The organism is Streptomyces sp. NRRL F-6492 (assembly GCF_001280125.1).
GTDB lineage: Bacteria > Actinomycetota > Actinomycetes > Streptomycetales > Streptomycetaceae > Streptomyces.
On sequence record NZ_LGEG01000002.1, the window covers coordinates 37,213 to 63,406 of the forward strand.

The window sequence follows — 26,194 nt, forward strand, 5'->3', positions numbered from 1 at the left end:
CAGACTCGGCGCATGTTGGAGACCTCCGCACGGCTGCTGCGTCTGCTCTCACTGCTCCAGGCCCACCGCGAGTGGTCCGGTGCCGATCTCGCCGACCGGCTCGGCGTCACCCCGCGCACCGTGCGGCGGGACGTCGACCGGCTGCGGGAGCTCGGCTACCCCGTGAACGCCAGCCCCGGCACCGGCGGCGGCTACCAGCTCGGGGCCGGGGCCGAGCTGCCGCCGCTGCTCCTCGACGACGAGGAGGCCGTGGCGGTCGCGGTCGGCCTGCGCGCCGCCGCCGGGCAGGGCGTCGAGGGCATCGGCGAGAGCTCCGTACGCGCCCTGGCCAAGCTGGAGCAGGTCCTGCCGGACCGGCTGCGGCGGCGGGTGGGGGCGCTGAACGCCTTCACGGTCCCGCTGCTGCGCCCTCCGGGCGAGCGGGTCGACCCGGCGGTCCTCACCGACATCGCCCACGCCTGCCGGGACGCCGAGCGGCTCCGCTTCGCCTACCGGGACCACGGCGGTTCGGCCACCCGCAGGAGCGTGGAGCCGCACCGCCTGGTCTGCACCGAGCGGCGCTGGTACCTGGTCGCCTGGGACCTGGACCGGGCCGACTGGCGCACGTTCCGGGTCGACCGGATCGAGCCCACCCCGCCGCACGGCCCCCGTTTCCCGCCCCGCGAACCGCCCGCCGAGGACCTGGCCGCCTATGTGGCGAAGGGCGTGTCCGGCGGCGCCTACTCCACGGAGGCGACGGTCCGGCTGCTCGTGCCGCTCGCCGAGGCGGCCGCGGCCGTCGGCCCGCTGGACGGCGTCCTGGAGGCCGACGGGGACGCGGCCTGTCTGCTGCGGACGGGGGCGCACGGCCTCGACGTCATGGTGATCCACGTGGCGATGCTGGGCTTCGACTTCGAGGTGGTCGAGCCGCCGGAGCTCGCCGGACGGGTCCGGGACCTCAGGGACCGGCTGTCCCGCACCCTCGACAGGACGGGCTCCTGACGGCGTAAGCATTCTGTGAGGAAACGGTGAGCGCCCCGCGCGGGCGCCGCCGGAACAATTCGGGAGGTTCGCTCGGTGAGAGGGAATGGCCTGTCTTCCGCCGGGCCTTCCGCTTCCCGGAAGGGAAGGCCCGGACGTTCCCCGGAAATCATCGGAGAAGTGGCGGGTAATCGACCTTCCGGGTGATGCGGCTCGCGGCAAACTTATGTCGAGAACTTGTGACACAAGCGTGACCGGCAAGGTACTAACGTGAGGCTCATGGCACCCACATCGCGCACTCCCGAACCGCCCCGCGACGCCCCCGAGTCCTATGTGGGCCTCGGCACGGAAGGCGCCGAACAGCTCGCCAGGACCCGGGGCTGGAGCGTCGTCCGCACCCTGCCGCCCGGCTCGATCATCACCATGGAGTACCTCTCCGGGCGCATCAACTTCGAGGTCCAGGACGGCACCGTCACCCGCTGCTGGCTCGGCTGACGCCCGGCCCGGCACACGAGGAAGGGCCCCGGCCGACCGGCCGGGGCCCTTCCTCGCGTACGGGGGGAGGCGCGGGGTCTCAGCCCCGGGTCGCCGGGGTGCGGCGGCCGCCGGCCACCCCCACGGGCTCCCGGACCGGCTCCTCGGGGCCGGGCGGGCGCGTCGGGAAGAACCCCGGCCGGGGCCCTCCGGACGCCACCGGCAGCGAGGGCACGAGCCGCCGCCGGTCCCGCAGCCGCTCCCGCACCCGGTCGCGCGCGGCGAGGATCCACGACTCCGCCACGGCCAGGACCGGCTCGCACCAGGGCAGCGCGAGCAGGACGAGGAGTCCGGCCGCCCAGCCGAGCAGCACGTCGCTCAGCCAGTGCGTGCCCAGGTAGACGGTGGTGAGGCCGACGCCGAGCGCGACCACGGCGGACAGCGCCGACAGATAGCGCCGGGCCCGCGGGGTGGTCGCCAGATAGGCCAGGATTCCCCAGGTCACGACCGCGTTGGCGGTGTGACCGGAGGGGAATATATCGCCACCCGCGAAGAGCTCGGCTGAGCCGACCTGCGTCGCGTAGTGGGGTCCGAGCCGGCCGAGTCCGAGCTTGACCGAGCCGACCGAGACGTTGAGCAGCAGAAGGGCGGCGCCGAGACACAGCAGGGGGCGCAGGGTGTGCTGGCGCCAGGAGCGCCAGCCCAGCCAGGCGGCCACCATGACGGCTGTGGGGCCGCGCTGACCGAGGACGACGTAGTAGTCGAGGAAGGCGTGCAGCTCCGGCCACTGCTGGTAGGGCCGGAACAGCATGATCTTCCAGTCGAGGGCCACCAGCCAGGTCGACAGCAGGACCGCCACGACGATGGCGAGATAGAACGCCGACGTCCCGCCGAAGAGGGCGAGACGCGTGCGGGTCATCCCCGGGACCTCTATCTTCGGCGGTTCCGGCTCCCGGTCCAGCCGGGCAAAGATGTCGGTACGCACCCAATCGACGTTACAGGGAGTGAGAAGCCGACCCCGTCAAACCGCTCCCTTCGTGATGACGATGTGATGTGGAACAGGTCTCAGTGGGCGGCTCATTACCGGCGTCCGTCCGGAAATCGGATGAGCTGCGGACCCATTGCCCGAAGGGCCATTCCGGAAGAATGTTTGAATGCCCGGGAATTGTTCCGAACGGGAGTCCGCGGGGAATTCCGTACGATCCGCGAACCGCCCCGAGTGGCGTACGCCACACCCGCAGCCCCGACGGGGTGAGAGGTGCACCACGCGCTCGACGCTTGAACTCGCGTACGCTGGCGGCTCACTCGCCCGTCGATGCCGGGCCGCTCCGGGGAGACAACCCCTGGTCGGGGCCCACCGAGCGCGAGAGCTTCACTGGGAGGTACGTACATGTCGCGGACGAACACGGCCCCAGCACGACCCCGTGCCGCCGCGGGCGGTGGTGCCAACCGCTGGGTCGTCCTCGTCGTCCTCTGCGTCAGCCTCCTCCTGGTCGCCCTGGACGCGACCATCCTCCACGTCGCGGTCCCCTCGCTCACCGAGGACCTGCGCCCCGGCTCCACCGAGCTGCTCTGGATCGTCGACGCCTACCCCCTGGTCTGCGCCTCGCTCCTCATTCTCTTCGGCACCCTCGGCGACCGGGTCGGGCGGCGCAGGGTCCTGCTGCTCGGTTACGCGCTGTTCGGCGTCGCCTCCGCGGTCGCCGCCCTGGCCACCGAGCCCTCCGTCCTCATCGCGGCCCGCGCGCTGCTCGGCGTCGGCGGCGCCATGATCATGCCCGCCACGCTCTCCATCCTCCGGGCGGTCTTCCCCGACCGGCGGGAGCGCGCCACCGCGATCGGGGTCTGGACGGCGGTCGCCGCGATCGGCGCCGCCACCGGACCGGTCCTCGGCGGCTTCCTCGTCGAGCACTACTGGTGGGGCTCCGTCTTCCTCATCAACATCCCGCTGATGGCGCTGATCCTGCCGCTCGGCCGCCGCCTCCTGCCCGAGTCCCGGGGCGCCGCCGACGGCCCCTGGGACGTCCTCGGCGCCCTCATGGCCGCGGCCGGAGTGCTCGGCTGCGTCCTCGGCGTCAAGCGCGCCGGGGCCGGCGAGCCGCTGCTCGCCCTGCCCACCGCGGGGCCGCTGCTGCTCGGCGCGGTGCTCCTCGTCCTCTTCGCGCGGCGGCAGAAGCGGCGCCCGCACCCCCTGATCGACACGGGCCTCTTCGCCCGCCCCGCCTTCACCACCTCGGTCGGCTGCATCGTCCTGGCCATGCTGGCCCTGGTCGGCCTGGAGCTCATCGCCGTCCAGTACCTCCAGCTGGTCCTCGGCCTCAGCCCCCTGGAGACCGGTCTCCGGCTCCTCCCGCTGACCTTCGCCGCCATGGCGGCCGGCGCCACCGGCTCGTACACCCTGCGCCGGATCGGGCCGCGCCGGATGGTCGGCTGGGGCTTCCTGCTCACGGCCGGCGCCGTGCTGCTGCTCGTCCTCATGGGGGAGCACGACCGGCCGCTGCTGCTCACGGTGGGCTTCGTGCTGCTCGGCTTCGGCCTGCAGACCACGCTCTTCTCGGCGTACGAGTCGATGCTCAGCGAGGCGCCGCAGAGGAGCGCGGGCGGCGCGGCGGCGATCGGGGAGACCTCGTACCAGCTCGGCGCGGGCATGGGCATCGCGCTGCTCGGCAGCGTGATGAACGCGGCGTACGCCCCCGGTCTCAGCGGGATCCCCGGGGTGCCGGAGGAGGCGGGCCGGGCCGCAGCGAACTCGCTCGGCGAGGCCTACAAGGTGGCCGACCAGCTCGGCGGCGCGGCCGGCGGCGCCCTGCACCAGGCCGCCCGGCAGTCCTTCGTGAACGGCCTGCACGTCACGCTCTTCGTGAGCGCCGCGCTGCTGCTCGCCGGCGCGCTGATGGCCCTGCGGCTGCCCCGGGCCATGGAGTGCCCGGTGGATCAGGAGGAGCTGGAGGACCTGGAGGACCTGGGGGTCGGGGAGGACTCGAAGGGCCCGGAGTGCTCCGGGTCCGTGGGGGCCGCGGGCGTGCGGACGGTCCCGGACGGTCCGGCCCGGAGCGCGGAGCACGCGGGCAGGGCGGAGTCGCCCGAGGCGGCCGGGCCGCGGGTGCCCGCGACCCGGGAAGCGATCGAGCCCGCCGGCTCGCGAGGACGTCCGGCGCACTGACCCGATCCGTCGGGAGGTGTCCGGCCGGCGGACCCGCTCAGCTCTGGTTGAAGAAGCCGTCCTGCGGGCGCCGGCCGCCGTCGCTGACGATCTGGGTGTCGGCGGGGGTCAGCAGGAAGACCCGCGTCGCCACGCGCTCGATCGAACCGCGCAGGCCGAAGGCGAGGCCCGCGGCGAAGTCGACCACGCGCTTGGCGTCGTCGGACTCCATCGCCGTCAGGTTCACGATGACCGGGACGCCGGCCCGGAAGAGCTCGCCGATGCCCCGGGCGTCCCGGAAGCCGTCCGGGGAGACGGTGGCGATCCGGCGGCCCCGCTCCTCGGCGGTGTCCGTGGCGACCCGGACCCGGGGGTCCGTCACCCAGGCGTCGCCGTTCTCGGCACCGTCGGCGTACTCGTCGTCGTAGTAACGCTCGTCGTTGTCCTCGACGAGTCCCAGCCAGGCACTCGCCTTGCGCACCGATCCCATCGACGCCTCCTTTCAACGCGGTCACTTGTGGTTCCGCATGTCCCCATCGTCGTCCATGATGCAGATCGCGCGCCAAGCGGATAAGCGCCGTGCAGGGGATTCGTGACGGTACTGGTGCAGAACGTGAGGGCCGTTTCCTGGCGATTCGTCAGGAAACTTGCGGTATGCGGGTCCTGGGGAGGGGCCATGCAGATGAAAATATGAAAGTCGTGCCGGAAGGGTGACGATGGGCGCGTACGGGTGAACGGACCCGCTCGCTACGATGCCGCGAGGCCGCTCGACGGCCCTTCGTGCGGCGCTCCGTACGACCTTGCGCACGCTTTCCGGGCGGCTTCCGGGCGGCTCGGACCCACGACTCACGGGGGAGTCCTTGTTCGGAATCGTCAGACCCTGCACGCACCGGCTCACCGACCACCTCAAGGTCGAGTGGACGGCCCACCTCTGCGGCCTCTGCCTGGCGCTCCGCGCCGACCACGGCCAGTTCGCCCGGGTCGTCACCAACTACGACGGGCTCATCGTCTCGGTCCTGACGGAGGCTCAGGCCGGCGCCGTGGCGAGCGGACGCCGCACCGCCGGGCCCTGCCCGCTGCGCGGCATGCGGACCGCGCCCGTGGCCCGGGGCGAGGGGGCCAGGCTCGCCGCCGCCGTCTCGCTCGTCCTCGCCTCGGCGAAGGTGCGGGACCACGTCGCCGACCGGGACGGCCTGTTGGCGCGCCGGCCCGTCGCCGCCGCCGCCCGCCGGGTCGCCCGCTCCTGGGACCGGGCCGGGGCCAGGACCGGCCGCGCCCTCGGCTTCGACACCGCCCTCCTCGTCGACGCCGTCGACCGCCAGACCGGCATCGAGGCCCTCGCCGGTCCCGGCACGCCCCTGCTCGCCGTCACCGAGCCGACCGAGACCGCGACCGCCGCCGCCTTCGCGCACACCGCCGTCCTCGCGGGCCGCCCGGAGAACGCCGGACCCCTCGCCGAGGCCGGCCGCCTCTTCGGCCGGCTCGCCCACCTCCTCGACGCCGTCGAGGACCAGGACGCCGACGCGGCGGGCGGCGCCTGGAACCCGCTCACCGCGACCGGCACCTCCCGCGAGGAGGCCCGCCGGCTCGCCGACGACGCCCTGCACGGCATACGCCTCGCCCTGAAGGACGCCCGGTTCACCGACGGCAAGCTGGTCCACGTCCTGCTCGCCCACGAGCTGCGCACCTCGGTGGACCGCGCCTTCGGCACGACGACCTGCTCGCACGGGGCGCACGGCGCCGGGCAGGGACCGGTGCCGGGGAACCCGTACGCCCCCCAGGGGCCGGGGCCCGGCAACCCGTTCGCGCCCGGACCCGGCGGCCCCGGCGGACCGGGCGGGCCCCACATTCCCGGTCCCGGCGGTCCCGGCGGCCCCGGCGGGCCGTTCCCGCCCGGGCCGCCCGGACGGCGCGGGCTGATCGCCGGATGCGCCCTCTGGGTCGGCCTCGCCTGCACCTGCCAGCTGTGCTGCGGGACCTACGAGGACCCCTGGAGCCGGCAGCGACGCGAAGGCCTCTGCGGCCAGTGCGACCCGAGCGGTTGCTGCGACTGCTGTGACTGCTGCGGCAACTGCGGAAACTGCTGCTCCTGCGGCGAGGGGGACGGCTGCGGCTGCGGCTGCGACTGCTGACGACCCGTCGGGAACTCCCCGCCGCCCCCCCGTACCGCTACTTCTTCGGCGCGGGGATCTCCGGCGGGGAGATCTGCGAGCGCTCGATGCCCGAGCCCGTCACCCCCCACTTCCTCAGGATCCGGTCGTACGTCCCGTCGGCCTTCAGACCGTTCACCGCGGCCTGGAAGGCCGGCGCGAGCGGCGTGCCCTTCTTGAAGGCGAAGCCGACGTCGAGGCGCCGGTACTCGTTGAGGAACTTCATGCCCTTCTGCTGCGTCACCGCGTACCGCAGGCCGTTGATCGTGCTCATCACGACGTCGCTGCGGCCCTGCTGGAGCGCCATCCAGACGGCCCCGACCTCGCTGTAGACATTGATCGCGTACGGCTTCTCACCCGCCTCCGCGCACCGCCCCTTGTTCTTCTCCAGGGTCCGCTCGAAGGTGGTCCCGGCGTCCACCGCCACCTTCAGGCCGCACAGCTGCGTGAGGTCGGTGATCTCCTTCAGCGGACTGTCGGCCCGCGCCGCGAAGCCCTGCCCGTCGTTGACGTACGTGACGAAGTCGATCGTCCTGCGCCGCTCCTCGGTCACGCCGAAGTTCCCGGTGCCCACGTCGTACTTGCCGCTGCCCAGGGCCGGCAGGATCGCCTCGAAGCCGACGGCCTCGCGCTTCAGCTCCAGGCCGAGCGCCTTCGCCACCGCCGCGGAGAAGTCGGCGTCCACCCCCACCACGGTCCTGCCGTCCGGCAGGTAGGCCGAGCTGGGCGGGGTGGCCACGGAGGAGGCCACCGTGAAGCCGCCCCGCTGCCGCACGTCGGCGGGCAGCAGCTTCGCCGCGGCCTCGTTCCTCTTCACCCCCGCCACCACGTCCTCGGTGGGGAGCGCGCCCTTCGCCGCGCCCGGGGCCCCGGCCGGCGCGGTCGCGGGATCGCCGCCCGCGCAGGCGGTGAGCCCGAGCGCGGCCGCGGTGATCAGGGCGAAGACCAGGGTGGTGCGGGCGGGACCGGAACTCGTGCGCGTGCTCATGGCTTCGGGTTCTCCAGGAATTTCTCGAACGGCAGCGGGCCGATCGTCTCGGGATCGGCGGACACGTCGAAGAGCGGCCGGTAGCCGCTCGCCAGGTAGAGGCCCCTGGCCTCCGGCTGGCGCGGCCCGGTCGTCAGATAGACGCGGGAGTAGCCGCGGGCGGCGGCCTCCCGTTCGAGCACGGTCAGGACGCGGCGGGCGAGCCCGCGCCTGCGGTGCGCCGAGTGGGTCCAGATCCGCTTCAGCTCGGCGGTGTGCTCGTCGTAACGGCGGTAGGCGCCGCCCGCCACGGGCAGGCCCTGGTCCAGGAGGAGCAGGAAGGCGCCGTGGGGAGGGGCGAACTCCTCCGCCGGATAGCGGCTCAGATCGTGCGCGGAGCCGTACCGGGTCGTGTATTCGTACGCCAGCTCGTCGAGGAGCGGGCGCGCCAACGGGTCGTCGGTCGTGGTCCGGCGCACGGACAGCGCGGACTCACGACTGGGCGTGAGAGGCATGCGTCTCTTTCGGGCGAAGAGATACAGGGAAAGGGAAGGGCGAGGGGAGGGGAAAGCTCAGTGCCGCGCAGGTGAAGGCGGTGCCGACGGCGTCGCGAGGGACACCGCGGGCGGATCAGGAAGCGGGGGAAGACGCAGAGGGTCGGCTCAACAGGAAGAGGACCACACGCGACCGAAGTCGATGTGGGAGCGCGTGACCAGCTGCTGCGAATGCATGGGCCCAGTGGAACAGGCATCCGTTTCCCCGTCAACCACGGCGAGACGAACGGCTCATATTCCGGACGGACTTGACAAGCCTCCGCTCGACGGCCGTAGCCTCACGGGGCGGACACCGGGCTGAGGGGCCCGGTCCCGCGCTCGCCGCCCGCCGTGCGTGTGAAGGCGCACCCCGTGTGAACGTCCGCACGTTCCCGAGGAGAACGCCCACCCGCGTTCCCCGCGAACGTCACGGCGTGTTCCCGTGAACACCCTTCGCGTTTCCCGTGAACACCGCCCCGGTTCCCGCGTGCACCCCCGTGTTCGATCCGCCCCCCGGCAGCCACGGAGCCTTCGCATGTCGACACCCCTCGCCACCCTCGCCAAGGAGGCCGCGGCCCCGCCGCCGGCCGCACCGGCCCTCCGGATCGTCCCCGCCCGCCGCGCCGGACAGTGGACCGCCGCCGGCGCCGTGATCGTCCTGCTCGCGCTCGGCCTCGTCTCGGTCGTCCGCAACAAGGCCTTCCAGTGGGACGTCGTCGCCCAGTACTTCACCTCCGCGTCCGTCCTGCGCGGCCTCGGCCTCACCCTGTGGCTGACCGCCCTCGTCATGGTCCTCGGCTTCGTCCTCGGCACCCTGCTCGCCGTCTTCAGGCTCTCCGCCAACCCCGTGCTGCGCGCGACCAGTTGGGGCTACATCTGGTTCTTCAGGTCCACCCCGATCCTGGTCCAGCTGCTCTTCTGGTTCAACATCGGCATGCTCTACCCGCAGATCCTCGGCGTGAACACGGTCAACCTGCTGGGCCCCATCGCCGTCGCCGTCATCGGCCTCACCCTGCACGAGGCCGCCTACGCGGCCGAGGTCGTCCGCGGCGGCATCCTCTCCGTCGACCGGGGCCAGATCGAGGCCGCCGAGTCCCTCGGCCTCGGCCGCCGGCGCCGACTCTCCCGGATCGTCCTCCCGCAGGCCATGCGCGCCATCGTCCCGCCGGCCGGGAACATGCTGATCGGCACCCTCAAGGGCACCTCGATCGTCTCCGTGATCGCCGTCCAGGACCTGCTCTACTCCACCCAGCTCGTCTACCACCGCACGTACGAGATCATCCCGCTGCTCCTCGTCGCCACCCTCTGGTACGTCGCCGTCACCTCGGTGCTCGGCGTCGGCCAGTACTACGTCGAGCGGCACTACGCCCGCGGCACGGGCGGTGCCCGATGAGCACCCGGCCCTCCCTCGTCGTCGTGGGCGCCGGGCCGCGGGGGACCGGCTTCCTCGAACGGCTCGCCGCCAGCCTGCCCGAGCTGTACGGCGACCGGCCCCTCGACGTCCACCTCGTCGACCCGCACCCGCCCGGCCCCGGCCGGATATGGCGCACCGAACAGTCCCCGCTGCTCTGGATGAACTCCCAGGCCGAGGACGTCACGATGTTCACCGACGAGACCGTGCACCTCGAAGGGCCCGTCCGGCCGGGACCCACCCTCGCCGAATGGGCCGGCATCGACGGCCGCACCTTCCCCACCCGCCCCCTCCAGGGCGCCTACCTGCGCTGGGCGTACGAGCGGGCCCGGGCCGCGCTGCCCGCCTCCGTCACCGTCCACGAGCACCGCGCGAGCGCGCTGCGGGTCGGCGGCCCCCGCGAGGGACGCCAGCGGGTCTGGCTGGAGGGCGCCGCCGTGCCCCTCCCCGCAGACCTGGTCGTCCTCACCGTCGGCCACCTCGAAGCCGAACCCGACCGGGAGCAGCGGACCCTCGCCGACTTCGCCGCCCGCCACGGCCTCGTCCACCTGCCGCCCGACTTCACCGCCGACACCGACCTGAGCGCCCTCCCCGCCGGCGAACCCGTCATCGTCCGCGGCTTCGGACTCGCCTTCGTCGACCTGATGGTGCTGCTCACCGAGGGCCGCGGCGGCCGGTACGAGGGCGAGGGCGACGACCTCGTGTACGTGCCCTCCGGCCGGGAGCCCGTCCTGCACGTCGGATCGCGCCGGGGCGTCCCGTACCACTCGAAGATCGGCTACGCCCTCGACGGCGAACGGCCCCCGCTGCCCCGCTTCTTCGGCCCCGAACAGACCGACGCCCTGCTCGCCCGCGGCGGCCCGATCGACTTCCGGCGCGACGTGTGGCCGCTCGTCGACAAGGAACTCGGCTGGGCCCACTACCACCGCCTCTTCTCCACCCACCCCGAGCGGACCGCGCTCCCCTGGAGCGACTTCGAGAAGGCCTACGAGGCGGCCGAGCCGCGCGGGGCCGACCTCGCCGCGCTCCTCGCCGCCGCCGTCCCCGACCCCGCCGACCGGCTCGACCTCGACGCCCTCGACCACCCCCTGGACGGCGCCCGCTTCGCCTCCGCCGAAGCCCTCCAGGACGGCCTGCGGGACTACATCGCCGCCGACCTCGCCCGCCGCCACGACCCCGCCCACAGCGCCGACGCCGCCGTCTTCGCCGGACTGCTCTCCGCCTACGGACAGCTCGTGCGGCTCGGCACGCGCCTGGACCCCGGCGGCTGGTGGCACGGCTTCTTCAGCTACCTCGCCTCCGGACCGCCCGGACCCCGGCTCCGCCAGCTCCTCGCGCTCTCCCGGGCCGGCGTCGTCCGCTTCCTCGGCCCCCGGACCGCCGTCGCGGCCGACGAGGAACGCGGCCTCTTCCGGGCCTCGTCCGACGCCGTACCGGGGGAGTGGACCGAGGCCCGCGCCCTGGTCGAGGCCCGGCTGCCCGACCCCACCCTGGAGCTGACCGGCAGCCCGCTGCTGCGCGCCCTGCACGAGGAGGGGGCCCGGGCCACCGCCAGCGGCCTCCTCGTCGTCGACCCCGTCGACGGCCGGATCCTGGAGCGCGACGGACGCCCGCACCCGCGCCGCTTCGCGCTCGGCCCGCACACCACCGCCCGCGCCGGCGGGGCCTTCACCCGGCCCCGCACCGGCGGGGTCGCCTTCGGGCAGAACGACGTCACCGCACGGGCCGCGCTCGCCTTCCTGCGCGACCTGGAGTGTCGTCTCCCGGCCCCGCTGAGCGCCTGACCGGCGCCCTCCCTCCCGTACCCCGCCCTGCCTTTCTCCCGAGGAACCGCCATGGCTCTCACCAGCGATCCACCGGCCGCCCCGCTCACCAAGGAACCGGCCGACCCCGCCCCACCGGCGGCCACCGACCTCGTGGTCGTCCCCGTCCGCCACCCCTGGCGCTGGGTGGCCGTCGCCGCCACCGCCGTCCTGCTCGTGCAGTTCGCCCACGGGCTCGTCACCAACCCCGGCTGGGAGTGGGACGTCTTCGCCGCGTTCTTCACCACCGAGACGATCCTCAAGGCCGTCTGGGTCACACTCCAGCTCACCTTCTACGGCACCGCCCTCGGCTTCGCGATCGGCATCGTGGTCGCCTTCATGCGCCTGTCGGCCAGCCCCTTCCTGCGCTCGGTCGCCTTCGGCTACATCTGGGCCTTCCGCTCCATCCCGCTCATCGTCCAGCTCCTCTTCTGGTTCAACCTCGCCTACCTCTACAAGGAGCTGAGCGTCGGCATCCCCTTCGGGCCGAGCTTCTTCTCCTTCGACACAATGGGCCTGGTCGGCGAGATGAGCGCCGCCGTCCTCGGACTCGCCCTGCACCAGGCGGCCTACGCGGCCGAGATCGTCCGAGGGGGCGTACTCGCCGTGGACGAGGGCCAGTTGCAGGCCGCGGCCTCCCTCGGCATACCCAAGCTCCGGCAGGCGCGCCGGATCGTCCTGCCGCAGGCGATGCGCTCCATCCTGCCCAACGCCGCCAACGAGGTCATCTCGCTCTTCAAGGGCACCTCGATCGTCTCGGTCATGGCGATCGGCGAACTCTTCTACCAGGTCCAGGTCGTCTACGGCCGCAACGGGCGGGTCGTCCCGCTCCTGATGGTCGCCACCGCCTGGTACATCCTGCTCACCACCGCGCTCTCCGTCGTCCAGCACTACGTCGAACGCCACTACGCGAAGGGGAGCACCCGATGAGCTCCGCCACCACCGCCGGGCCGGCCCCCGCCGACACCACCGCCAAGGTCGAGATCCGGGCCGTCCACAAGAGCTTCGGCCCCCTGCACGTCCTGCGCGGCATCGACCTCGACGTGCGGACCGGCGAGGTCACCGTCGTCCTCGGCCCCTCCGGCTCCGGCAAGTCCACCCTGCTGCGGACCATCAACCACCTGGAGAAGGTCGACGGCGGCACGGTCAGCGTGGACGGCGTCCTCGTCGGCTACCGGCGCTCCGGGAACAAGCTCTACGAGCTGCGCGAGCGCGAGATCCTCAAGCAGCGCACCCGGATCGGCTTCGTCTTCCAGAACTTCCACCTCTTCCCCCACCTGACCGTCCTGGAGAACATCGTCGAGGCCCCCGTCTCGGCCCTCAAGCGCCCCCGCAAGGAGGCCGGGGCCGCGGCCCGGAAGCTGCTCGAACGCGTCGGGCTCGCCGACAAGGCGGACGCGTATCCCAAGCAGCTCTCCGGCGGACAGCAGCAGCGGGTCGCCATCGCCCGCGCGCTCGCCCTCGAACCGGGCCTGCTCCTCTTCGACGAGCCGACCTCCGCGCTCGACCCCGAGCTGGTCGGCGAGGTCCTCGACGTCATCAAGGACCTGGCCGCCACCGGCACCACCATGATCGTCGTCACCCACGAGATCGGCTTCGCCCGCGAGGTCGCCGACACCGTGGTCTTCATGGACGAGGGCCGGATCGTCGAGCAGGGCCCGCCGGCCGAGGTGCTGGACAGCCCGCGCCACGAGCGCACCCGCGCCTTCCTCTCCAAGGTCCTCTGAACCACCGTCACCACCCTTTCCCCCGCGAAGACAGGAGCACCGTCATGAAGTCCCGCCGCGCCCTCCTCACCGCCCTCGCCTCGCTCACCGCCCTCGGCGTCCTCACCGCCTGCGGCTCGGGTGACGCCGCCCTCAACGAGACCAGGCCCGAGGGCAAGAAGGGTCACGGCATCAACCTGACCCCGGAGCAGAACCGCGTCCACACCGCCAAGGTCGACGCCATCGCCGCCAAGGTCCCCGCGGCCGTACGGGAGAGAGGCACGCTCGTCCTGGGCGTCTCCGCGTCCAGCAATCCGCCGCTCGCCTTCCGCGCCACCGACGACAAGACGCTGATCGGCGTCGAGATCGACCTCGCCACCCTGGTCGCCGACGCCCTCGGCCTGAAGCCCGAGTTCAACGCGGTCTCGTGGGAGAACCTCTTCGTCGGCCTGGACAGCGGCAAGTACGACGCCGTCTTCTCCAACGTCACGGTCACCGAGGAGCGCAAGGACAAGTACGACTTCGCCACCTACCGCCTGGACGACCTGGCCTTCGAGGCCAAGAAGGGCTCCGGCTGGACGGTGAAGGGGCCCGAGGACGTGGCCGGGAAGGCGATCGCGGTCGGCTCCGGCACCAACCAGGAGAAGATCCTCGTCGACTGGTCCGCGCAGAACGAGAAGGCCGGACGCGAGCCGGTCGACATCAAGTACTACCAGAACACCTCCGACTACTACCTGGCGCTCCAGTCCGGCCGGATCGACGCCTACCTCGGCCCCAACCCCGTCGCCGCCTACCACGTGCTCTCGTCGGGCCAGACGGAGGTCGTCGGCAAGTTCTCCGGGGCGGGCGCCGGGCTCCAGGGCAAGATCGCGGCCACCACGAAGAAGGACAGCGGGCTCGTCGCCGCCTACGCCGCCGCGCTCGACCACGTCATCCAGAACGGCACCTACGCCCAGGTCCTCAAGCGCTGGGGCCTCGACGGCGAGTCCGTCCCCACGTCGGAGATCAACCCGCCCGGCCTGCCCCGCACCAAGAACTGACCCGCACCACGAACCGGGCGGACCGGTCCCGCACCACGAACCGGGCGGACCGGTCCCGCACGGTCGGCCGGGCGGACCGGTCCCGCACGGTCGGCCGGGCGGACCGGTCCCGCCTCACCGGCCGGGCGGACCGGTCCCGCACCGCCCACCCCGTACCGGTCCGCCCGGCCCCGTACCGCGAGAACCCTCCCGAGAGAGACCGCATGACCAGCACCCGACCGCTCCACCTCGCTGCCGAGCTCGCCCCGGGCTCCGGACGGGCCGACCCGGGCCCGGACACCGCCGCGCGCACGGTCGCGCTCGCCCGCCTCGCCGAGGCCGCCGGGCTCGACTTCCTCACCCACGACGACTCCTTCACCCGGCCCGGCCTCGACGCGCTCGCCGTCCTCGCCCGGGTCGCCCCGGAGACCCGCTCGGTCGGCCTCGTGCCGACCGTGACCACCACCCACACCGAGCCCTTCCACGTCCAGGCCGCCGTCGCCACCCTCGACTGGGTGAGCCGGGGCCGGGCGGGCTGGCGGATCGGGGTCTCCCCGACCGGCGCCGAGGCCCGGCTCTTCGGCCGCCGCCCGGCCCCGCCCACCGCCGAGCTCTGGCAGGAGGCGGGCGAGGTCGCCGAGGTCTCCCGCAAGCTGTGGGACAGCTGGGAGGACGACGCCGAGATACGGGACGTGGCGACCGGACGGTTCGTCGACCGCCGCAAGCTGCACTACGTGAACTTCCAGGGCGCGACCTTCTCGGTCAAGGGCCCCTCGATCGTCCCCCGGCCCCCGCAGGGCAACCCGGTGACCGTCGTCGACGCCACCCGCCCCGCCGCCCGGGAGACCGCCGCCCACCACGCCGACGTGGCCCTGGTCGAGGCCGCCACCGCCGAGGAGGCCGCCGCGCTGCGCGCCGAACTGCACCGGGGCGCCCGCGCCCACGGCCGGGACCCCGGGCAGCTGCGCGTCCTGCTCTCGCTGACCGTCGACACCGACGCGTACGAGGGCGGGCCCGGGGCGCTCGCCGGGCTGATCGCGGACTGGCACGGGGGCGGGGCCGTCGACGGCTTCCACCTCGTGCCGGCCGTCCCGGAGCGGGACCTGGAGCGGTTCGCCGCCGTGACCGTCCCCCTGCTCGCCGACCGGGGCCTCTTCCGCACGTCCTACGAGGGCGCCACCCTCCGCGACCACCTGGGACTGGCCCGCCCCGAGAGCCAGTACGCCACCGGCCCGCACGTCACGACGGGAGCGGGCGCGTGAGCACTCCCCGGCCCCGCAAGCAGGTCCACCTCGGCGCGCACTTCCCCGGCGTCAACTCCACCACCGTCTGGGCCGATCCGCGCTCCGGCTCGCAGATCGACTTCTCCTCCTTCGAACACCTCGCCAGGACCGCCGAGCGCGGCCTCTTCGACTTCTTCTTCCTGGCCGAGGGGCTGCGGCTGCGCGAGCACGCGGGGCGCATCCACGACCTCGACGTCGTCGGCCGGCCCGAGTCGATCACCGTCCTGAACGCGCTGGCCGCCGTCACCGACCGGCTCGGCCTGGCCGCCACGGTCAACGCCACCTTCAACGAGCCCTACGACCTGGCCCGGCGCCTCGCCTCCCTCGACCACCTCAGCGCGGGCCGGGCCGCCTGGAACGTGGTCACCTCCTCGGACGCCTTCACCGGCGAGAACTTCCGGCGCGGCGGCTACCTGGACCGGGCCGACCGGTACGCCCGGGCCGCCGAGTTCCTCGCCACCGCCCGGGAGCTGTGGGACTCCTGGACCCCGGAGGGCGCCCAGGAGCCCTTCGCCCACAGGGGGCCGCAGTTCCGGATCGACGGCGGGTTCACCGTCCCGCGCTCCCCGCAGGGGCACCCGGTCGTCATCCAGGCCGGGGACTCGCCCGAGGGCCGGGAGTTCGCCGCCTCCGGCGCCGACGTGGTCTTCACCCGACACTCCACCCTGGAGGCGGGCCGGGAGTTCTACGCCGACGTCAAGGGGCGGCTCGCCCGGTACGGCAGGGAGCCCGGCGACCTGAAGATCATGCCGGGCGTGACGTACGTCCTCGGCGACACCGACGCCGACGCGCGGGAGAAGGCCGCCGGGATCCGCGCGCAGCAGGTCTCCCCGCAGAACGCGATCCTCGCCCTGGAGCAGGTCTGGGGCCGCGACCTCTCCGGCTACGACCCCGACGGGCCGCTGCCGGACGTCGACCCCGACCCGGACTCGGCGCTCGTGCAGGGCAGGGTGCGGGTCGCCGACCCGGTCGGCACGGCCCGGAGGTGGCGGGCGCTCTCCGAGGCCAAGGGCCTGTCGATCCGGCAGACCGTCATCGAGTCGACCGGCCGCCAGTCCTTCGTCGGCAGCCCGGAGACGGTCGCGGCGGCCCTGGAGGAGTTCGTCGCCACGGACGCCGCCGACGGTTTCATCCTCGTCCCGCACCTCACTCCCGGCGGCCTCGACGACTTCGTCGACCGGGTCGTCCCCCTGCTCCAGGAGCGCGGAGCCTTCCGCACGGAGTACGCCGGCACCACCTTGCGGTCCCACCTCGGGCTCCGCGAGCCCGTACGAAAGGGTTGAAGAAGAATGAGCACGGATCCACGGCAGGACTGGCGGGAGTGGCACGAGGCGCGCGAGGCCTCGGTCTCCTCGCCGTACGGCCTGCTCTCCCTCACGGGAAACCACTGGCTCTCCGATCACCCGGAGGGGCGAATTCCGGCCGTTCCGGGGGAGTGGCGGGCGGACGGCGACGAGGTGGTCCTGACGGCGACCGACGGGGACGGACTCACCGTCGACGGGAAGCCGTTCACCGGCACCGTCCGGCTCACCGCCGACCAGGGCCCGGCCGAGGACTCCCGGGTCGCGGCGGCGGAGCGGCGGATCGTGGTGCTGCGGCGCGAAGGCGAGTGGGCCGTGAGGGACTTCGACCCCGACGCGGAGACGCGCCGCGCCTTCCGGGGCATCGAGGTCACCCCGTACGACGAGCGCTGGGCGGTGCCCGGCGTCTTCCGTCCGTACGGGGAGACGCGCAGCGTGCGGGTCGAGAACGCCGACGGCCGGGAGCGGGGCCTCGGCCTCGCCGGCGAGCTGGTCTTCGAGCTGGACGGCGAGGAGCGCACGCTCCAGGTGGCCGTCGAGGAGGGCGGCTCCCTGTGGGCGGTCTTCGCGGACGCCACCAGCGGCCGGGACAGCCACCGCTTCCGCTTCCTGAAGCCCCCGGCCCCGGCGGCGGACGGCACGGTGACGGTGGACTTCAACCGGGCGCTGCTGCCGCCGTGCGCCTTCGCGGACCACTTCCTCTGCCCGTTCCCGCCGCCGGGGAACACGCTCGACGTCGCCGTCCCGGCGGGGGAGCGGCGGCTCGGGCGGGACTGACCGTCCAACCCCCTGGTGGTGCGCGGTAGTTGACGGCTGTACGGCCGAAAGGCGCCCTTGCGGCGTGAAGTCGTACGGCCGGAGACTCCCCCACAGCGCCGGCCTCCGGGCCGCGCCTCACGGGCCCGACCCCCCACGGCGGGCCCCCGATTCCCCTCGGGAGGAACGAGAAGTGAGGACCATGCGCACCACCCCCACGAGAACGATCCGGCTGCTCGCCGTCACCGCCGGTCTCGCCGCCGCCGCGGCGCTCGCCGTCCCCACCGCGAACGCCGGCACCACCGGCGCCACCGGGACCGCGGGCGCCTACGGTGCCGCCGCCCTCGCGGCGACCGGCGACGCCGTCCGCGCCGCCGACGTGGCCGGCACCGCCTGGCACGTCGACACCGCCACCGGCCGGCTCGTCGTCACCGCCGACTCCACCGTCGACGCGGCGGAGATCGCGAAGATCAAGGAGCGGGCCGGGGCCAACGCCGCCGCCATCAGGGTCGAACGGACCCCGGGCCGCTTCAGCAAGCTGATCTCCGGCGGCGACCCGATCTACGCCGACGCCGGCTGGCGCTGCTCGCTCGGCTTCAACGTCCGGGACGGCGCGGGCAACTACTTCTTCCTGACCGCCGGGCACTGCACCGACGGCGCCGGGACCTGGTACGCCAACTCCGCCAAGACCACCGTCCTCGGGACCACCGCCGGGTCCAGCTTCCCGGGCAACGACTACGGCCTGGTCCGCTACACCAACGGCTCCATCGCCAAGCCCGGCACCGTCGGCAGCGTGGACATCACGAGCGCCGGCAACGCCACGGTCGGCCTCTCGGTCACCCGCCGGGGCTCCACCACCGGCATCCACAGCGGCAGCGTGACGGGCCTCAACGCCACCGTGAACTACGGCGGCGGCGACATCGTCTCCGGCCTGATCCGCACGAACGTCTGCGCCGAGCCCGGCGACTCCGGCGGCCCGCTCTACTCGGGCAGCCGGGCCATCGGCCTCACCTCGGGCGGCAGCGGCAACTGCTCCTCGGGCGGCACGACCTTCTTCCAGCCCGTGACGGAGGCGCTGAGCGCGTACGGCGTGAGCGTGTTCTGACGACCCCGCCGGGGCGAGCGGCCCCGGTGCGAAGACGAGAAGGCCCCGGCGCTCCCGTGCCGGGGCCTTCCCGCGTCCCGGCCGTGTTTTCTTCCCCAACTCCCGCATTATCAGATGGTCATGACGGCGCATCACTTTTTACCAACGCGTAACTTCCCAGTCGAGGCTACCCGTGCGTAGCTTGGCTGAAGCGCATCCCCACTTGTGGTCCGGACCGCAGGGCGTAGCACCCCACCTTTCCCCTTGAGCCGCAAGGAGATCGCCCGATGCTGCCCTGGAAGCACGCCGTCAGAGCGCTGTCCGTCCTGCTGCTGACCGCCGCCGCCACCCTCGCCCCCACCGCCGCCTCCGCCGCCCCCGACCGGGCCGGAACCGTCGCCGCCGCCTCCAGCCGCGGCTGGAACGACTTCTCCTGCAAGCCCTCCGCCGCGCACCCGCGCCCCGTCGTCCTCGTCCACGGCACCTTCGGCAACTCCGTCGACAACTGGCTCGGCCTCGCGCCGTACCTCGTCAACCGCGGGTACTGCGTCTTCTCGCTCGACTACGGCCAGCTGCCGGGCGTCCCCCTCTTCCACGGGCTCGGCCCCGTCGAGGCCTCCGCCAAGCAGCTCGCCACCTACGTCGACCGGGTCCTCGCCGCCACCGGCGCCCCCGAGGCCGACCTCGTCGGCCACTCGCAGGGCGGCATGATGCCCCGCTGGTACCTGAAGTTCCTCGGCGGGGCCGACAAGGTGAACGCGCTCGTCGGCATCGCCCCGAACAGCCACGGCACCACCCTGCTCGGCCTCACCAGGCTCCTGCCGTACTTCCCCGGGGTCGAGGACCTCATCACCTCCAGCACCCCGGGCCTCGCCGACCAGGTCGCCGGCTCGCCCTTCGTCACCAGGCTCAACCAGGGCGGCGACACCGTGCCGGGGGTCCGCTACCACGTCATCGCGACCCAGTACGACGAGGTCGTCACGCCGTACCGCTCGCAGTTCCTGAGCGGCCCGAACGTCACCAACGTCCTCATCCAGGACAAGTGCGCGCTCGACCTGTCCGAGCACGTGGCGATCGCCACGGTGGACCGGGTCACCTTCCACGAGGTCGCCAACGCCCTCGACCCCGCCCGCGCGACCCCGACCACCTGTCTCTCCGTGGTCGGCTAGTGCGGCGGCCGGGGCCCTCCGGGGCCCCGGCCGTGCTCTTCCTCGCTCCGTCGGCCCAACGGAAACGCCCCCTGATGGCGCAATGCCATGCAATGGGCACTAAATGTCATCAGGTGTGCGTTTCTGGCGCATCGCGAGACAGCCATGGTGGACGCCCGAGGGGCGTCCACGGACGGAGCCCTGTGACACATGACCACCGAACTGCCCCAGCCCCAGACCCAGATCGCGGAAGACGGCACGGAAGCGGAGGCGGAAGCCGAGATACGGCCCCACGCGGGACCCGTGCCGGAGCCGCCGGCGCCGCCGGTGGCCGAGGAGACCGAGGTGGCCGAGGCGCCCGCGGCCGTCCGGGAGACTCCGGAGCAGGACGCGACCGGCGACGGGGCCGATGACGCGACCGGCGCCGGGACCGAGGACGGGACCGGTGACGCGGCCGGTGACGAGACCGGTGACGAGGCGGTCCGCACGCTCCTGACGACGGCGGCGACCGAGCGCCCGGTGGAGGAGGTCGCCGCGCTCGTGGCCCGGCTCCAGGAGACCGGCGAACTCTCCAGCCCCGCGGACGTGGCGCTCCGCGCGGCCGCCGTCACCCGCCCCCTGGAGGAGGTGCGGGAGCTGGTCGCCCTGCTGAACGCCTCCGGGTACGACCTCCACGAGGCCGAGACCACGCTGCGCGCCGCGGCGGTGGGCCGGCCGATCGAGGACGTGGTGCGGCTCGTCGGCATCCTCGGCACCGAGGACACGGCCTCGCCGGCCTCGCCGGCCGCCCGGACCGCCGCTCCGGCCGCCGCCGTCCCGAAGCGCCCCCGGGGCGCCGCCGAGCGGACGAGGTCGCCCCTGGACGGCGCGCTGGCCGTGGGCCCCGGCAGCCACAGCACCTCCCCGGCGCTGCGGTCGGCGCTGCGCTGGCCGGCGGCGCTCGCCCTGGCCGCCTGCGGTCTCGTCCACCTGCCGACGGACCTCACGGGCCTGCGCTCGGGCGGCGACACGGAGACGCTGTCCGCGGTCGTCACCGTGCTCTGCCTGGTGGGCGGCGCATGGCTCGCGGCACGGGACACCCTGGTGACCTGGGCCGCCGCCGCGGGCCTCGGCGTCGCCGTCATCGCGCTCCACGGGGTCGCGAGCGCCCGCACCACCGATCTGCTGAGCGGCAGCCTCGGTGCCACGTCCGCCTGGGCGAAGGCGCTGGCCCTGCTGGCCGCCGTGGCCGTCGTCGCCCTGGCCGCCTCGGTCGTGGTGCGGCACACGAGAACGGCCGGCGCGGCGGACAACGCCTGACGCACCGGCCGTCACGGGCCCCCCGTCCCGGCGGCTTCCGGCTGCCGGGACGGGGGGCCTGCGGTCAGGCCCGGCGGCGCCGGGCGGTCCCGAAGAGCACGGCCGCACCGGCCGCGAGCACGGCGGCGCCGCCGATCGCGAGGTACGGGGTGGTGGAGTCGCCCCCCGTCTCGGCCAGCTCCACACCGGACCCGGACGTACCGGCGGGCGCGGGCGCGTTGGGCGTGGACGGGGCGGCGGGGGCCGAGGAGGACGACGCGGGGGCCGCCGTCTCCGCGGTACCCGTTCCTCCGGTGCCGGTCCCCCCGGTGCCGGTCCCCCCGGTACCCGTGCTCCCGGCGCCCTTGTCCCCGGCGCCGGTCGCCGGGTCGTCGTCCCCGTGCCCGCCGTGCTCGACCGAGGACTGGCCCGCGCCGTCCTCGATCTGCTCGTCGGTGGGCGCGGAGGCGCTCGGCGCCGGAGAGCCGCCGTCCTGCCCGAACACCACGTCGGAGCAGGTGTAGAAGGCCTCGGGGGAGTCGGAGCGCTGCCAGATCGAGTAGATCAGGTGGCGGCCGGACTTCTCGGGCACGGTCCCCTGGAAGACGTAGTCGCCGTTCTGCATCCCCGGGTCGGTCACCGTCAGGAACGGCTTCGCCTCCAGGTCCGACCACTTCAGCGGCTTCGACGGGTCGTAGCCGTCCTTCGTCACGTACAGCTCGAACGACCCCTTGTGCGGCGCGGTCCCCTTGTAGTGGAAGGTGTGCGCCCCCGGGCTCAGCCTGCTCGCCGGCCAGTCGGCCCGGGCCAGGTCGAGCCCGCGGTACTTGTCGTTGCCCGCGCTGCACAGCTTGCCGTCCGGGATCAGCTGCCGGTGCTGCCCGGCGGCGTTCGCGATGTTCACCGCGTTCCAGTCGTAGAACGCCTGCGCCCCGCTCGCCGCCACCGCCGCCTTGCAGGCCGCCGACCGCGGGGACTCCGGCCCCTCCGCGTAACAGGCCGAGACCCGGCTCACCGGGTCCGTCATCGACCCGTGCGCGAACGCGGGCGCGGCGGAGAGCCCGGACAGGGCCAGCACGGTACCGGCGGTGACGACTGCGGCCGAACGGCGAGAGGTCATGGGGGAACAGCTCCTTCACGGGGGCGAGCACGGGGGGTTGACCAGCAAGCTAGCCGCCCGAAACCGCGAAAAAGCCCGTGAGGAGGGGGAGGAGGCCATCCTTAGGGCCCCTTTAAGGAGCCACTAAGCGATGGCTGAGGAACCGTCCCGGACGACCGCCCTCAGCCCAGCCGCCGGTACCGCCGTTCCGGGCGCCCCGTGCCGCCGTAGCGGAGGGTGACCTCCGCGCGGCCCGTCTCCGCGAAGTACTCCAGGTAGCGGCGGGCGCTCACCCGGGACAGGGAGCCCGCCTCGGCGCACTCCGTCGCCGAGAGGCCCTCCGGGTGGGCGCGCAGGACCGAGTCGACCAGGTCGGCGGTGGGGGCGGCGAGGCCCTTGGGGAGGTCGCGGGAGCCGCGCGGGCGGGTGCCGAAGATCTGGTCGACGTCCTCCTGCCGGGCCTCGTCCAGTGCGTCGAGGCGGTGGCGCAGCGAGGCCACGTGGCGGAGCTGCTCGTGCAGCGCGGCCTGGCTGAACGGCTTGATCAGATAGTGCAGCGCCCCGGCCCGCAGCGCCGAGCGGATCGTCCCCGCGTCCCGCGCCGCCGTGATGAAGAGCGCGTCCGTGCCGTGACCCGCCGCACGCAGCTCCCGCAGCACCCGGACGCCGTCCATGTCGGGCAGGAACACGTCGAGCAGCACCAGGTCGGGCCGCAGCCGCCCGGCCGCGCGCAGGGCCTCGGCGCCGCTGTGCGCGACCCCGGCCACCGTGAAGCCCGCCACCGCCGACACATAGCGGCAGTGCAGCTTGGCGACCATGAAGTCGTCGTCGACCACCAGCACCCTCGTCACGCCGACCCACGATAGGGCCTGTCCGACCCTGATCCGCCGGACAGGCCCGGGCCCCGACCACAACGACCACAACGTCCGTTGGTTGCGGAAGGGAGACAGCTTCTTCACGCGCGGGCAGCATGTGGGCCACCTCACACCCCCTTCCCTCCTGCCTGAGAGGCGGCACACGTGCGGCTGCGCACCCCCCTCGCCCTCTTCGGAGCGGCGCTGCTCGTGCTGGTGGGTCCACCGCTGCTCAGTACCGGCAGCGACTCCGACACCGGCACGCGGATCCCCGGCCTGCGCCTCATGGTCCCCAACACCCCCGGCGGCGGCTACGACATCACCGCCCGCACCGTCGCCAAGAACGCCGGGGAAGCCGGACTCACCGGCGACATCGAGGTCTTCAACCTGCCCGGCGCGGGCGGCACCGTCGGCCTCACCCGGCTCGTCGGCGAACGCGGCAACGGCCGCCTCGCGATGTCCATGGGTCTCGGCGTCGTCGGCGCCGTCCACACCAACAAGACCCCGATCACCCTCGCCGACACCACCCCGATCGCCCGGCTCACCGAGGAGCAGGACATCGTCGTGGTCGCCGAGGACTCCCCGTACAAGACGATCCGGGACCTGCTCGCGGCCTGGAGGAAGGACCCCGGCAAGCTGCCCGTCGGCGGCGGCTCCTCGCCCGGCGGACCCGACCACCTCGCCCCCATGCTGATGGCCCGCGCCGCCGGGATCTCCCCGAAGGACGTCAACTACGTCCCCTTCGACGGCGGCGGCGAACTCCTCGCCTCCATCCTCGGGAACAAGGTCGCCTTCGGCGTCTCCGGCGTCGGCGAGTACCTCGACCAGATCGAGGCCGGCGAGCTGCGCCTCCTCGCCGTCACCGGCCCCCGGCGCGTCCCCGGCCTCGACGCCCCCACCCTCCGCGAGGCCGGACTCGACACCGAGTTCACCAACTGGCGCGGCATCGTCGCCCCGCCCGGCCTCTCCGACGCCGAGCGCGACAAGCTCGTCGCCCTCGTCACCGAGCTGCACGGCTCCCCGCAGTGGCGCGAGTCGATGAAGACCCACGGCTGGGACGACGCCTTCCTCCCCGGTGAGCGCTTCGGCGCCTTCCTCACCGAGCAGGACCGGCGCGTCGCCTCCGTCCTGAAGGAGCTGGGACTGTGAGACCGACCGTTCCCGCCCGGCTGCGCGGACGCTCCGAACTCGGCGTCGGAGCCCTCCTCTTCCTCCTCGGCGTCCTCGTCCTCACCGACGCCCTCACCCTCGACGACGCCGTCACCGGCCGCGGCCCGGTCGGCCCCGCCACCGTGCCCCTCGTCGTCGGCTGCGGCCTGCTCGTCGTCTCCGTCCTCCTCACCGTCGACGTCCTGCGCGGCGGCCGCGGCGAGGCCGAGGGCGGCGAGGACGTCGACCTGACCGAACCCGCCGACCGGCGCACCGTCCTGCTCCTGGCCGGCGTCTTCCTCGGCTTCGCCGTCCTCATCGGACCCGTCGGCTTCCCCGTCGCCGGCGCCCTCCTCTTCTGGGGCGCCGCCCACGCCCTCGGCAGCCGCCACCTCCACCGCGACCCGCTGATCGCGGCCGGCCTGTCGCTCCTCACCTACGCCGTCTTCGACAAGCTGCTCGGCGTCCCGCTGCCCGGCGGCCCGCTGATGGGAGTGATCTGACCCGTGGACTCCCTGAACTCCCTCATCGACGGCTTCGGGACCGCCCTCACCCCGATGAACCTGCTCTGGGCCGCCCTCGGCGTGCTCCTCGGCACCGCCATCGGCGTCCTGCCCGGCATCGGCCCCGCCATGGCCGTCGCCCTGCTGCTCCCGGTCACCTACGGACTCGACCCGACCGGCGCCTTCATCATGTTCGCCGGCATCTACTACGGCGCCATGTTCGGCGGCTCCACCACCTCCATCCTCCTCAACACCCCCGGCGAGAGCGCGGCCGTCGTCGCCGCCATCGAGGGCAACCCGATGGCCAAGGCCGGCCGGGGCGCCCAGGCACTCGCCGCGGCGGCCGTCGGCCACTTCGCCGGCGGCATGATCGGCACGATCCTGCTCGTCGTCCTCGCCCCGACCGTCGCCGCGCTCGCCGTCGACATCGGCGCCCCCGACTACCTCGCCCTCATGGTCCTCGCCTTCATCGCGGTGACCTCCGTCCTCGGCTCCTCCCGCGTCCGCGGCCTCGCCTCCCTGCTGATCGGCCTCACCATCGGCCTGGTCGGCCTGGACCCGATGACCGGGCAGCAGCGCCTCACCTTCGGCTCGCTCCAGCTCGCCGACGGCGTGGACGTCGTCATCGTCGCGGTCGGCCTCTTCGCCATCGGCGAGGCCCTGTGGGTCGCCGCGCACCTGCGCCGCACGGCGGGCGAGGCCATCCCGGTCGGCCGCCCCTGGCTGGGCCGGGAGGACGTGAGGCGCACCTGGAAGCCCTGGCTGCGCGGCCCGTTCATCGGCTTCCCCTTCGGCGCCGTCCCGGCCGGCGGCGCCGAGATCCCGACCTTCCTGTCGTACGTCACCGAGAAACGGCTCTCGAAGCACAAGGACCAGTTCGGCAAGGGCGCCGTCGAGGGCGTCGCCGGACCCGAGGCGGCGGCCTCCGCCTCCGCCGCCGGCACGCTCGTCTCCATGCTGACCCTCGGCCTGCCCACGACCGCCGTCGCCGCCGTGATGCTGGCCGCGTTCCAGCAGTACGGCATCCAGCCCGGCCCGCTGCTCTTCGAGCGGGAGCCAGAGCTGGTGTGGGGTCTGATCGCCTCGCTCTTCGTCGGCATGGTGCTGCTGCTCGCGCTCAACCTGCCGCTCGCCCCCGTCTGGGCCAAGCTGCTGCGCATCCCCCGTCCGTACCTCTACGCCGGCATCCTCTTCTTCGCCGCCGTCGGCGCGTACGCGGTGGGCGGCGAGGCGCTCGACCTGGTCGTCCTGCTCGTCATCGGCCTGATCGGCCTCGGGATGCGGCGCTACGGCCTGCCGGTGCTGCCCGCCGTCATCGGCGTCATCCTCGGCCCGGCCGCCGAACAGCAGCTGCGCCGCGCCCTCCAGATCAGCGACGGCTCCCCGACCGGGCTGGTGAACACCCCGTTCTCGATCACCGTGTACGCGGTCGTCGCGGTCCTGCTCACCTGGCCGCTCCTGCGGCGGGCGGTCACCCGGCGCCCGGCCCCCTCCCCACCGAAGGGATGAATCTCGGCCATCTGACGGCCGGATCCGGGTATCCCTGGCGGGCAGTACCATCCCCCACCCCGAAGG

At 73.6% G+C, this 26,194-nt stretch carries 24 protein-coding genes; 18 read left to right on the forward strand and 6 right to left on the reverse strand.

What is annotated here, in order from left to right; genetic code table 11:
• The first annotated feature begins 12 nt into the window (after positions 1-12).
• Together ADL08_RS01335 and ADL08_RS01340 are read left to right on the forward strand one after the other, a co-directional pair.
• On the forward strand, positions 13-981 hold the full coding sequence (locus tag ADL08_RS01335) for a helix-turn-helix transcriptional regulator (protein WP_053640143.1): 969 nt from the start codon (positions 13-15) through the stop codon (positions 979-981).
• A 258-nt stretch (positions 982-1,239) separates the two neighbouring features.
• Complete coding sequence (locus ADL08_RS01340) at positions 1,240-1,455, forward strand: I78 family peptidase inhibitor (RefSeq protein ID WP_053640144.1); 216 nt, start codon at positions 1,240-1,242, stop codon at positions 1,453-1,455.
• Positions 1,456-1,534: 79 nt separating this feature from the next.
• On the opposite strand, the gene ADL08_RS01345 is transcribed toward ADL08_RS01340, so the two are convergent.
• Entirely contained in the window at positions 1,535-2,419 is an 885-nt protein-coding gene (locus ADL08_RS01345; protein ID WP_053640145.1) for a phosphatase PAP2 family protein, read from the reverse strand.
• A 405-nt stretch (positions 2,420-2,824) separates the two neighbouring features.
• On the opposite strand from ADL08_RS01345, the gene ADL08_RS01350 reads away from it, so the two are divergent.
• Positions 2,825-4,597 (forward strand): MFS transporter, encoded by a 1,773-nt coding sequence (locus tag ADL08_RS01350; protein ID WP_053640146.1) that lies wholly within the window; start codon positions 2,825-2,827, stop codon positions 4,595-4,597.
• A gap of 37 nt (positions 4,598-4,634) precedes the next feature.
• On the opposite strand, the gene ADL08_RS01355 is transcribed toward ADL08_RS01350, so the two are convergent.
• Positions 4,635-5,066: a cell division protein SepF gene (locus tag ADL08_RS01355; RefSeq protein WP_053640147.1), complete on the reverse strand. Its 432-nt coding sequence runs from the start codon at positions 5,064-5,066 to the stop codon at positions 4,635-4,637.
• A gap of 370 nt (positions 5,067-5,436) precedes the next feature.
• Between ADL08_RS01355 and ADL08_RS01360 the strand changes: the two genes are divergently transcribed.
• Positions 5,437-6,708, forward strand: a complete 1,272-nt coding sequence (locus tag ADL08_RS01360; RefSeq protein ID WP_078967911.1) for a DUF5685 family protein — start codon at positions 5,437-5,439, stop codon at positions 6,706-6,708.
• Between the two features lie 37 nt (positions 6,709-6,745).
• On the opposite strand, the gene ADL08_RS01365 is transcribed toward ADL08_RS01360, so the two are convergent.
• On the reverse strand, positions 6,746-7,714 hold the full coding sequence (locus ADL08_RS01365; protein WP_053640148.1) for an ABC transporter substrate-binding protein: 969 nt from the start codon (positions 7,712-7,714) through the stop codon (positions 6,746-6,748).
• The gene (locus tag ADL08_RS01370; protein WP_053640149.1) at positions 7,711-8,208 is read right to left on the reverse strand and encodes a GNAT family N-acetyltransferase; all 498 of its coding nucleotides are present in this window, start codon (positions 8,206-8,208) and stop codon (positions 7,711-7,713) included. The genes ADL08_RS01365 and ADL08_RS01370 overlap by 4 nt, the downstream gene beginning before the upstream one ends.
• Before the next feature lie 553 nt (positions 8,209-8,761).
• Here ADL08_RS01370 and ADL08_RS01375 point away from each other — a divergent pair.
• From ADL08_RS01375 to ADL08_RS01425, 11 genes are all read left to right on the forward strand, one after another.
• On the forward strand, positions 8,762-9,619 hold the full coding sequence (locus ADL08_RS01375; protein WP_053640150.1) for an amino acid ABC transporter permease: 858 nt from the start codon (positions 8,762-8,764) through the stop codon (positions 9,617-9,619).
• Positions 9,616-11,421 carry an FAD/NAD(P)-binding protein gene (locus ADL08_RS01380; RefSeq protein ID WP_053640151.1) on the forward strand — a complete coding sequence of 602 codons (1,806 nt, stop codon included), beginning with the start codon at positions 9,616-9,618 and terminating at the stop codon, positions 11,419-11,421. Before ADL08_RS01375 ends, ADL08_RS01380 begins: the two co-directional genes overlap by 4 nt.
• Positions 11,422-11,472: 51 nt before the next feature.
• A complete protein-coding gene (locus ADL08_RS01385) occupies positions 11,473-12,369 on the forward strand; it encodes an amino acid ABC transporter permease (RefSeq protein WP_053640152.1) in 897 nt (298 codons plus the stop codon).
• Positions 12,366-13,166: an amino acid ABC transporter ATP-binding protein gene (locus ADL08_RS01390; protein ID WP_053640153.1), complete on the forward strand. Its 801-nt coding sequence runs from the start codon at positions 12,366-12,368 to the stop codon at positions 13,164-13,166. Before ADL08_RS01385 ends, ADL08_RS01390 begins: the two co-directional genes overlap by 4 nt.
• A 44-nt stretch (positions 13,167-13,210) precedes the next feature.
• Positions 13,211-14,185 carry an ABC transporter substrate-binding protein gene (locus ADL08_RS01395; RefSeq protein WP_053640154.1) on the forward strand — a complete coding sequence of 325 codons (975 nt, stop codon included), beginning with the start codon at positions 13,211-13,213 and terminating at the stop codon, positions 14,183-14,185.
• Between the two features lie 203 nt (positions 14,186-14,388).
• Positions 14,389-15,426: an LLM class flavin-dependent oxidoreductase gene (locus tag ADL08_RS01400; RefSeq protein ID WP_053640155.1), complete on the forward strand. Its 1,038-nt coding sequence runs from the start codon at positions 14,389-14,391 to the stop codon at positions 15,424-15,426.
• A complete protein-coding gene (locus tag ADL08_RS01405; protein ID WP_053640156.1) occupies positions 15,423-16,730 on the forward strand; it encodes an NtaA/DmoA family FMN-dependent monooxygenase in 1,308 nt (435 codons plus the stop codon). Before ADL08_RS01400 ends, ADL08_RS01405 begins: the two co-directional genes overlap by 4 nt.
• A gap of 6 nt (positions 16,731-16,736) precedes the next feature.
• Positions 16,737-17,525: a DUF1684 domain-containing protein gene (locus ADL08_RS01410; RefSeq protein WP_053640157.1), complete on the forward strand. Its 789-nt coding sequence runs from the start codon at positions 16,737-16,739 to the stop codon at positions 17,523-17,525.
• A 181-nt stretch (positions 17,526-17,706) separates the two neighbouring features.
• Positions 17,707-18,609, forward strand: a complete 903-nt coding sequence (locus tag ADL08_RS01415) for a S1 family peptidase (protein ID WP_199836928.1) — start codon at positions 17,707-17,709, stop codon at positions 18,607-18,609.
• Positions 18,610-18,875: 266 nt separating this feature from the next.
• Positions 18,876-19,757 carry an esterase/lipase family protein gene (locus ADL08_RS01420; RefSeq protein WP_053640159.1) on the forward strand — a complete coding sequence of 294 codons (882 nt, stop codon included), beginning with the start codon at positions 18,876-18,878 and terminating at the stop codon, positions 19,755-19,757.
• Positions 19,758-19,946: 189 nt separating this feature from the next.
• The gene (locus ADL08_RS01425; protein ID WP_234351956.1) at positions 19,947-21,035 is read left to right on the forward strand and encodes a hypothetical protein; all 1,089 of its coding nucleotides are present in this window, start codon (positions 19,947-19,949) and stop codon (positions 21,033-21,035) included.
• A gap of 64 nt (positions 21,036-21,099) precedes the next feature.
• Here the strand turns inward: ADL08_RS01425 and ADL08_RS01430 are convergent, their stop codons facing one another.
• Together ADL08_RS01430 and ADL08_RS01435 are read right to left on the reverse strand one after the other, a co-directional pair.
• Positions 21,100-22,134 (reverse strand): lytic polysaccharide monooxygenase auxiliary activity family 9 protein, encoded by a 1,035-nt coding sequence (locus tag ADL08_RS01430; protein WP_053640160.1) that lies wholly within the window; start codon positions 22,132-22,134, stop codon positions 21,100-21,102.
• 161 nt (positions 22,135-22,295) lie between these two features.
• A complete protein-coding gene (locus ADL08_RS01435; RefSeq protein ID WP_078967912.1) occupies positions 22,296-22,964 on the reverse strand; it encodes a response regulator in 669 nt (222 codons plus the stop codon).
• Positions 22,965-23,132: 168 nt separating this feature from the next.
• Between ADL08_RS01435 and ADL08_RS01440 the strand changes: the two genes are divergently transcribed.
• The 3 genes from ADL08_RS01440 to ADL08_RS01450 are packed head-to-tail and all read left to right on the forward strand — an operon-like array spanning position 23,133 to position 26,128.
• Positions 23,133-24,116 carry a Bug family tripartite tricarboxylate transporter substrate binding protein gene (locus ADL08_RS01440; protein ID WP_053640161.1) on the forward strand — a complete coding sequence of 328 codons (984 nt, stop codon included), beginning with the start codon at positions 23,133-23,135 and terminating at the stop codon, positions 24,114-24,116.
• Positions 24,113-24,619, forward strand: a complete 507-nt coding sequence (locus tag ADL08_RS01445) for a tripartite tricarboxylate transporter TctB family protein (protein WP_053640162.1) — start codon at positions 24,113-24,115, stop codon at positions 24,617-24,619. The genes ADL08_RS01440 and ADL08_RS01445 overlap by 4 nt, the downstream gene beginning before the upstream one ends.
• 3 nt (positions 24,620-24,622) lie before the next feature.
• Complete coding sequence (locus tag ADL08_RS01450; protein WP_053640163.1) at positions 24,623-26,128, forward strand: tripartite tricarboxylate transporter permease; 1,506 nt, start codon at positions 24,623-24,625, stop codon at positions 26,126-26,128.
• Positions 26,129-26,194: the final 66 nt, after the last annotated feature.

Bases quoted from the DNA above. Each gene is read 5' to 3' on its own strand.
- ADL08_RS01335 (WP_053640143.1), top strand. From the start codon at position 13: ATGTTGGAGACCTCCGCACGGCTGCTGCGTCTGCTCTCACTGCTCCAG.
- ADL08_RS01340 (WP_053640144.1), top strand. From the start codon at position 1,240: ATGGCACCCACATCGCGCACTCCCGAACCGCCCCGCGACGCCCCCGAG.
- ADL08_RS01350 (WP_053640146.1), top strand. From the start codon at position 2,825: ATGTCGCGGACGAACACGGCCCCAGCACGACCCCGTGCCGCCGCGGGC.
- ADL08_RS01355 (WP_053640147.1), bottom strand. From the start codon at position 5,066: ATGGGATCGGTGCGCAAGGCGAGTGCCTGGCTGGGACTCGTCGAGGAC.
- ADL08_RS01365 (WP_053640148.1), bottom strand. From the start codon at position 7,714: ATGAGCACGCGCACGAGTTCCGGTCCCGCCCGCACCACCCTGGTCTTC.
- ADL08_RS01370 (WP_053640149.1), bottom strand. From the start codon at position 8,208: ATGCCTCTCACGCCCAGTCGTGAGTCCGCGCTGTCCGTGCGCCGGACC.
- ADL08_RS01375 (WP_053640150.1), top strand. From the start codon at position 8,762: ATGTCGACACCCCTCGCCACCCTCGCCAAGGAGGCCGCGGCCCCGCCG.
- ADL08_RS01380 (WP_053640151.1), top strand. From the start codon at position 9,616: ATGAGCACCCGGCCCTCCCTCGTCGTCGTGGGCGCCGGGCCGCGGGGG.
- ADL08_RS01385 (WP_053640152.1), top strand. From the start codon at position 11,473: ATGGCTCTCACCAGCGATCCACCGGCCGCCCCGCTCACCAAGGAACCG.
- ADL08_RS01390 (WP_053640153.1), top strand. From the start codon at position 12,366: ATGAGCTCCGCCACCACCGCCGGGCCGGCCCCCGCCGACACCACCGCC.
- ADL08_RS01395 (WP_053640154.1), top strand. From the start codon at position 13,211: ATGAAGTCCCGCCGCGCCCTCCTCACCGCCCTCGCCTCGCTCACCGCC.
- ADL08_RS01400 (WP_053640155.1), top strand. From the start codon at position 14,389: ATGACCAGCACCCGACCGCTCCACCTCGCTGCCGAGCTCGCCCCGGGC.
- ADL08_RS01410 (WP_053640157.1), top strand. From the start codon at position 16,737: ATGAGCACGGATCCACGGCAGGACTGGCGGGAGTGGCACGAGGCGCGC.
- ADL08_RS01415 (WP_199836928.1), top strand. From the start codon at position 17,707: ATGCGCACCACCCCCACGAGAACGATCCGGCTGCTCGCCGTCACCGCC.
- ADL08_RS01420 (WP_053640159.1), top strand. From the start codon at position 18,876: ATGCTGCCCTGGAAGCACGCCGTCAGAGCGCTGTCCGTCCTGCTGCTG.
- ADL08_RS01425 (WP_234351956.1), top strand. From the start codon at position 19,947: ATGACCACCGAACTGCCCCAGCCCCAGACCCAGATCGCGGAAGACGGC.
- ADL08_RS01430 (WP_053640160.1), bottom strand. From the start codon at position 22,134: ATGACCTCTCGCCGTTCGGCCGCAGTCGTCACCGCCGGTACCGTGCTG.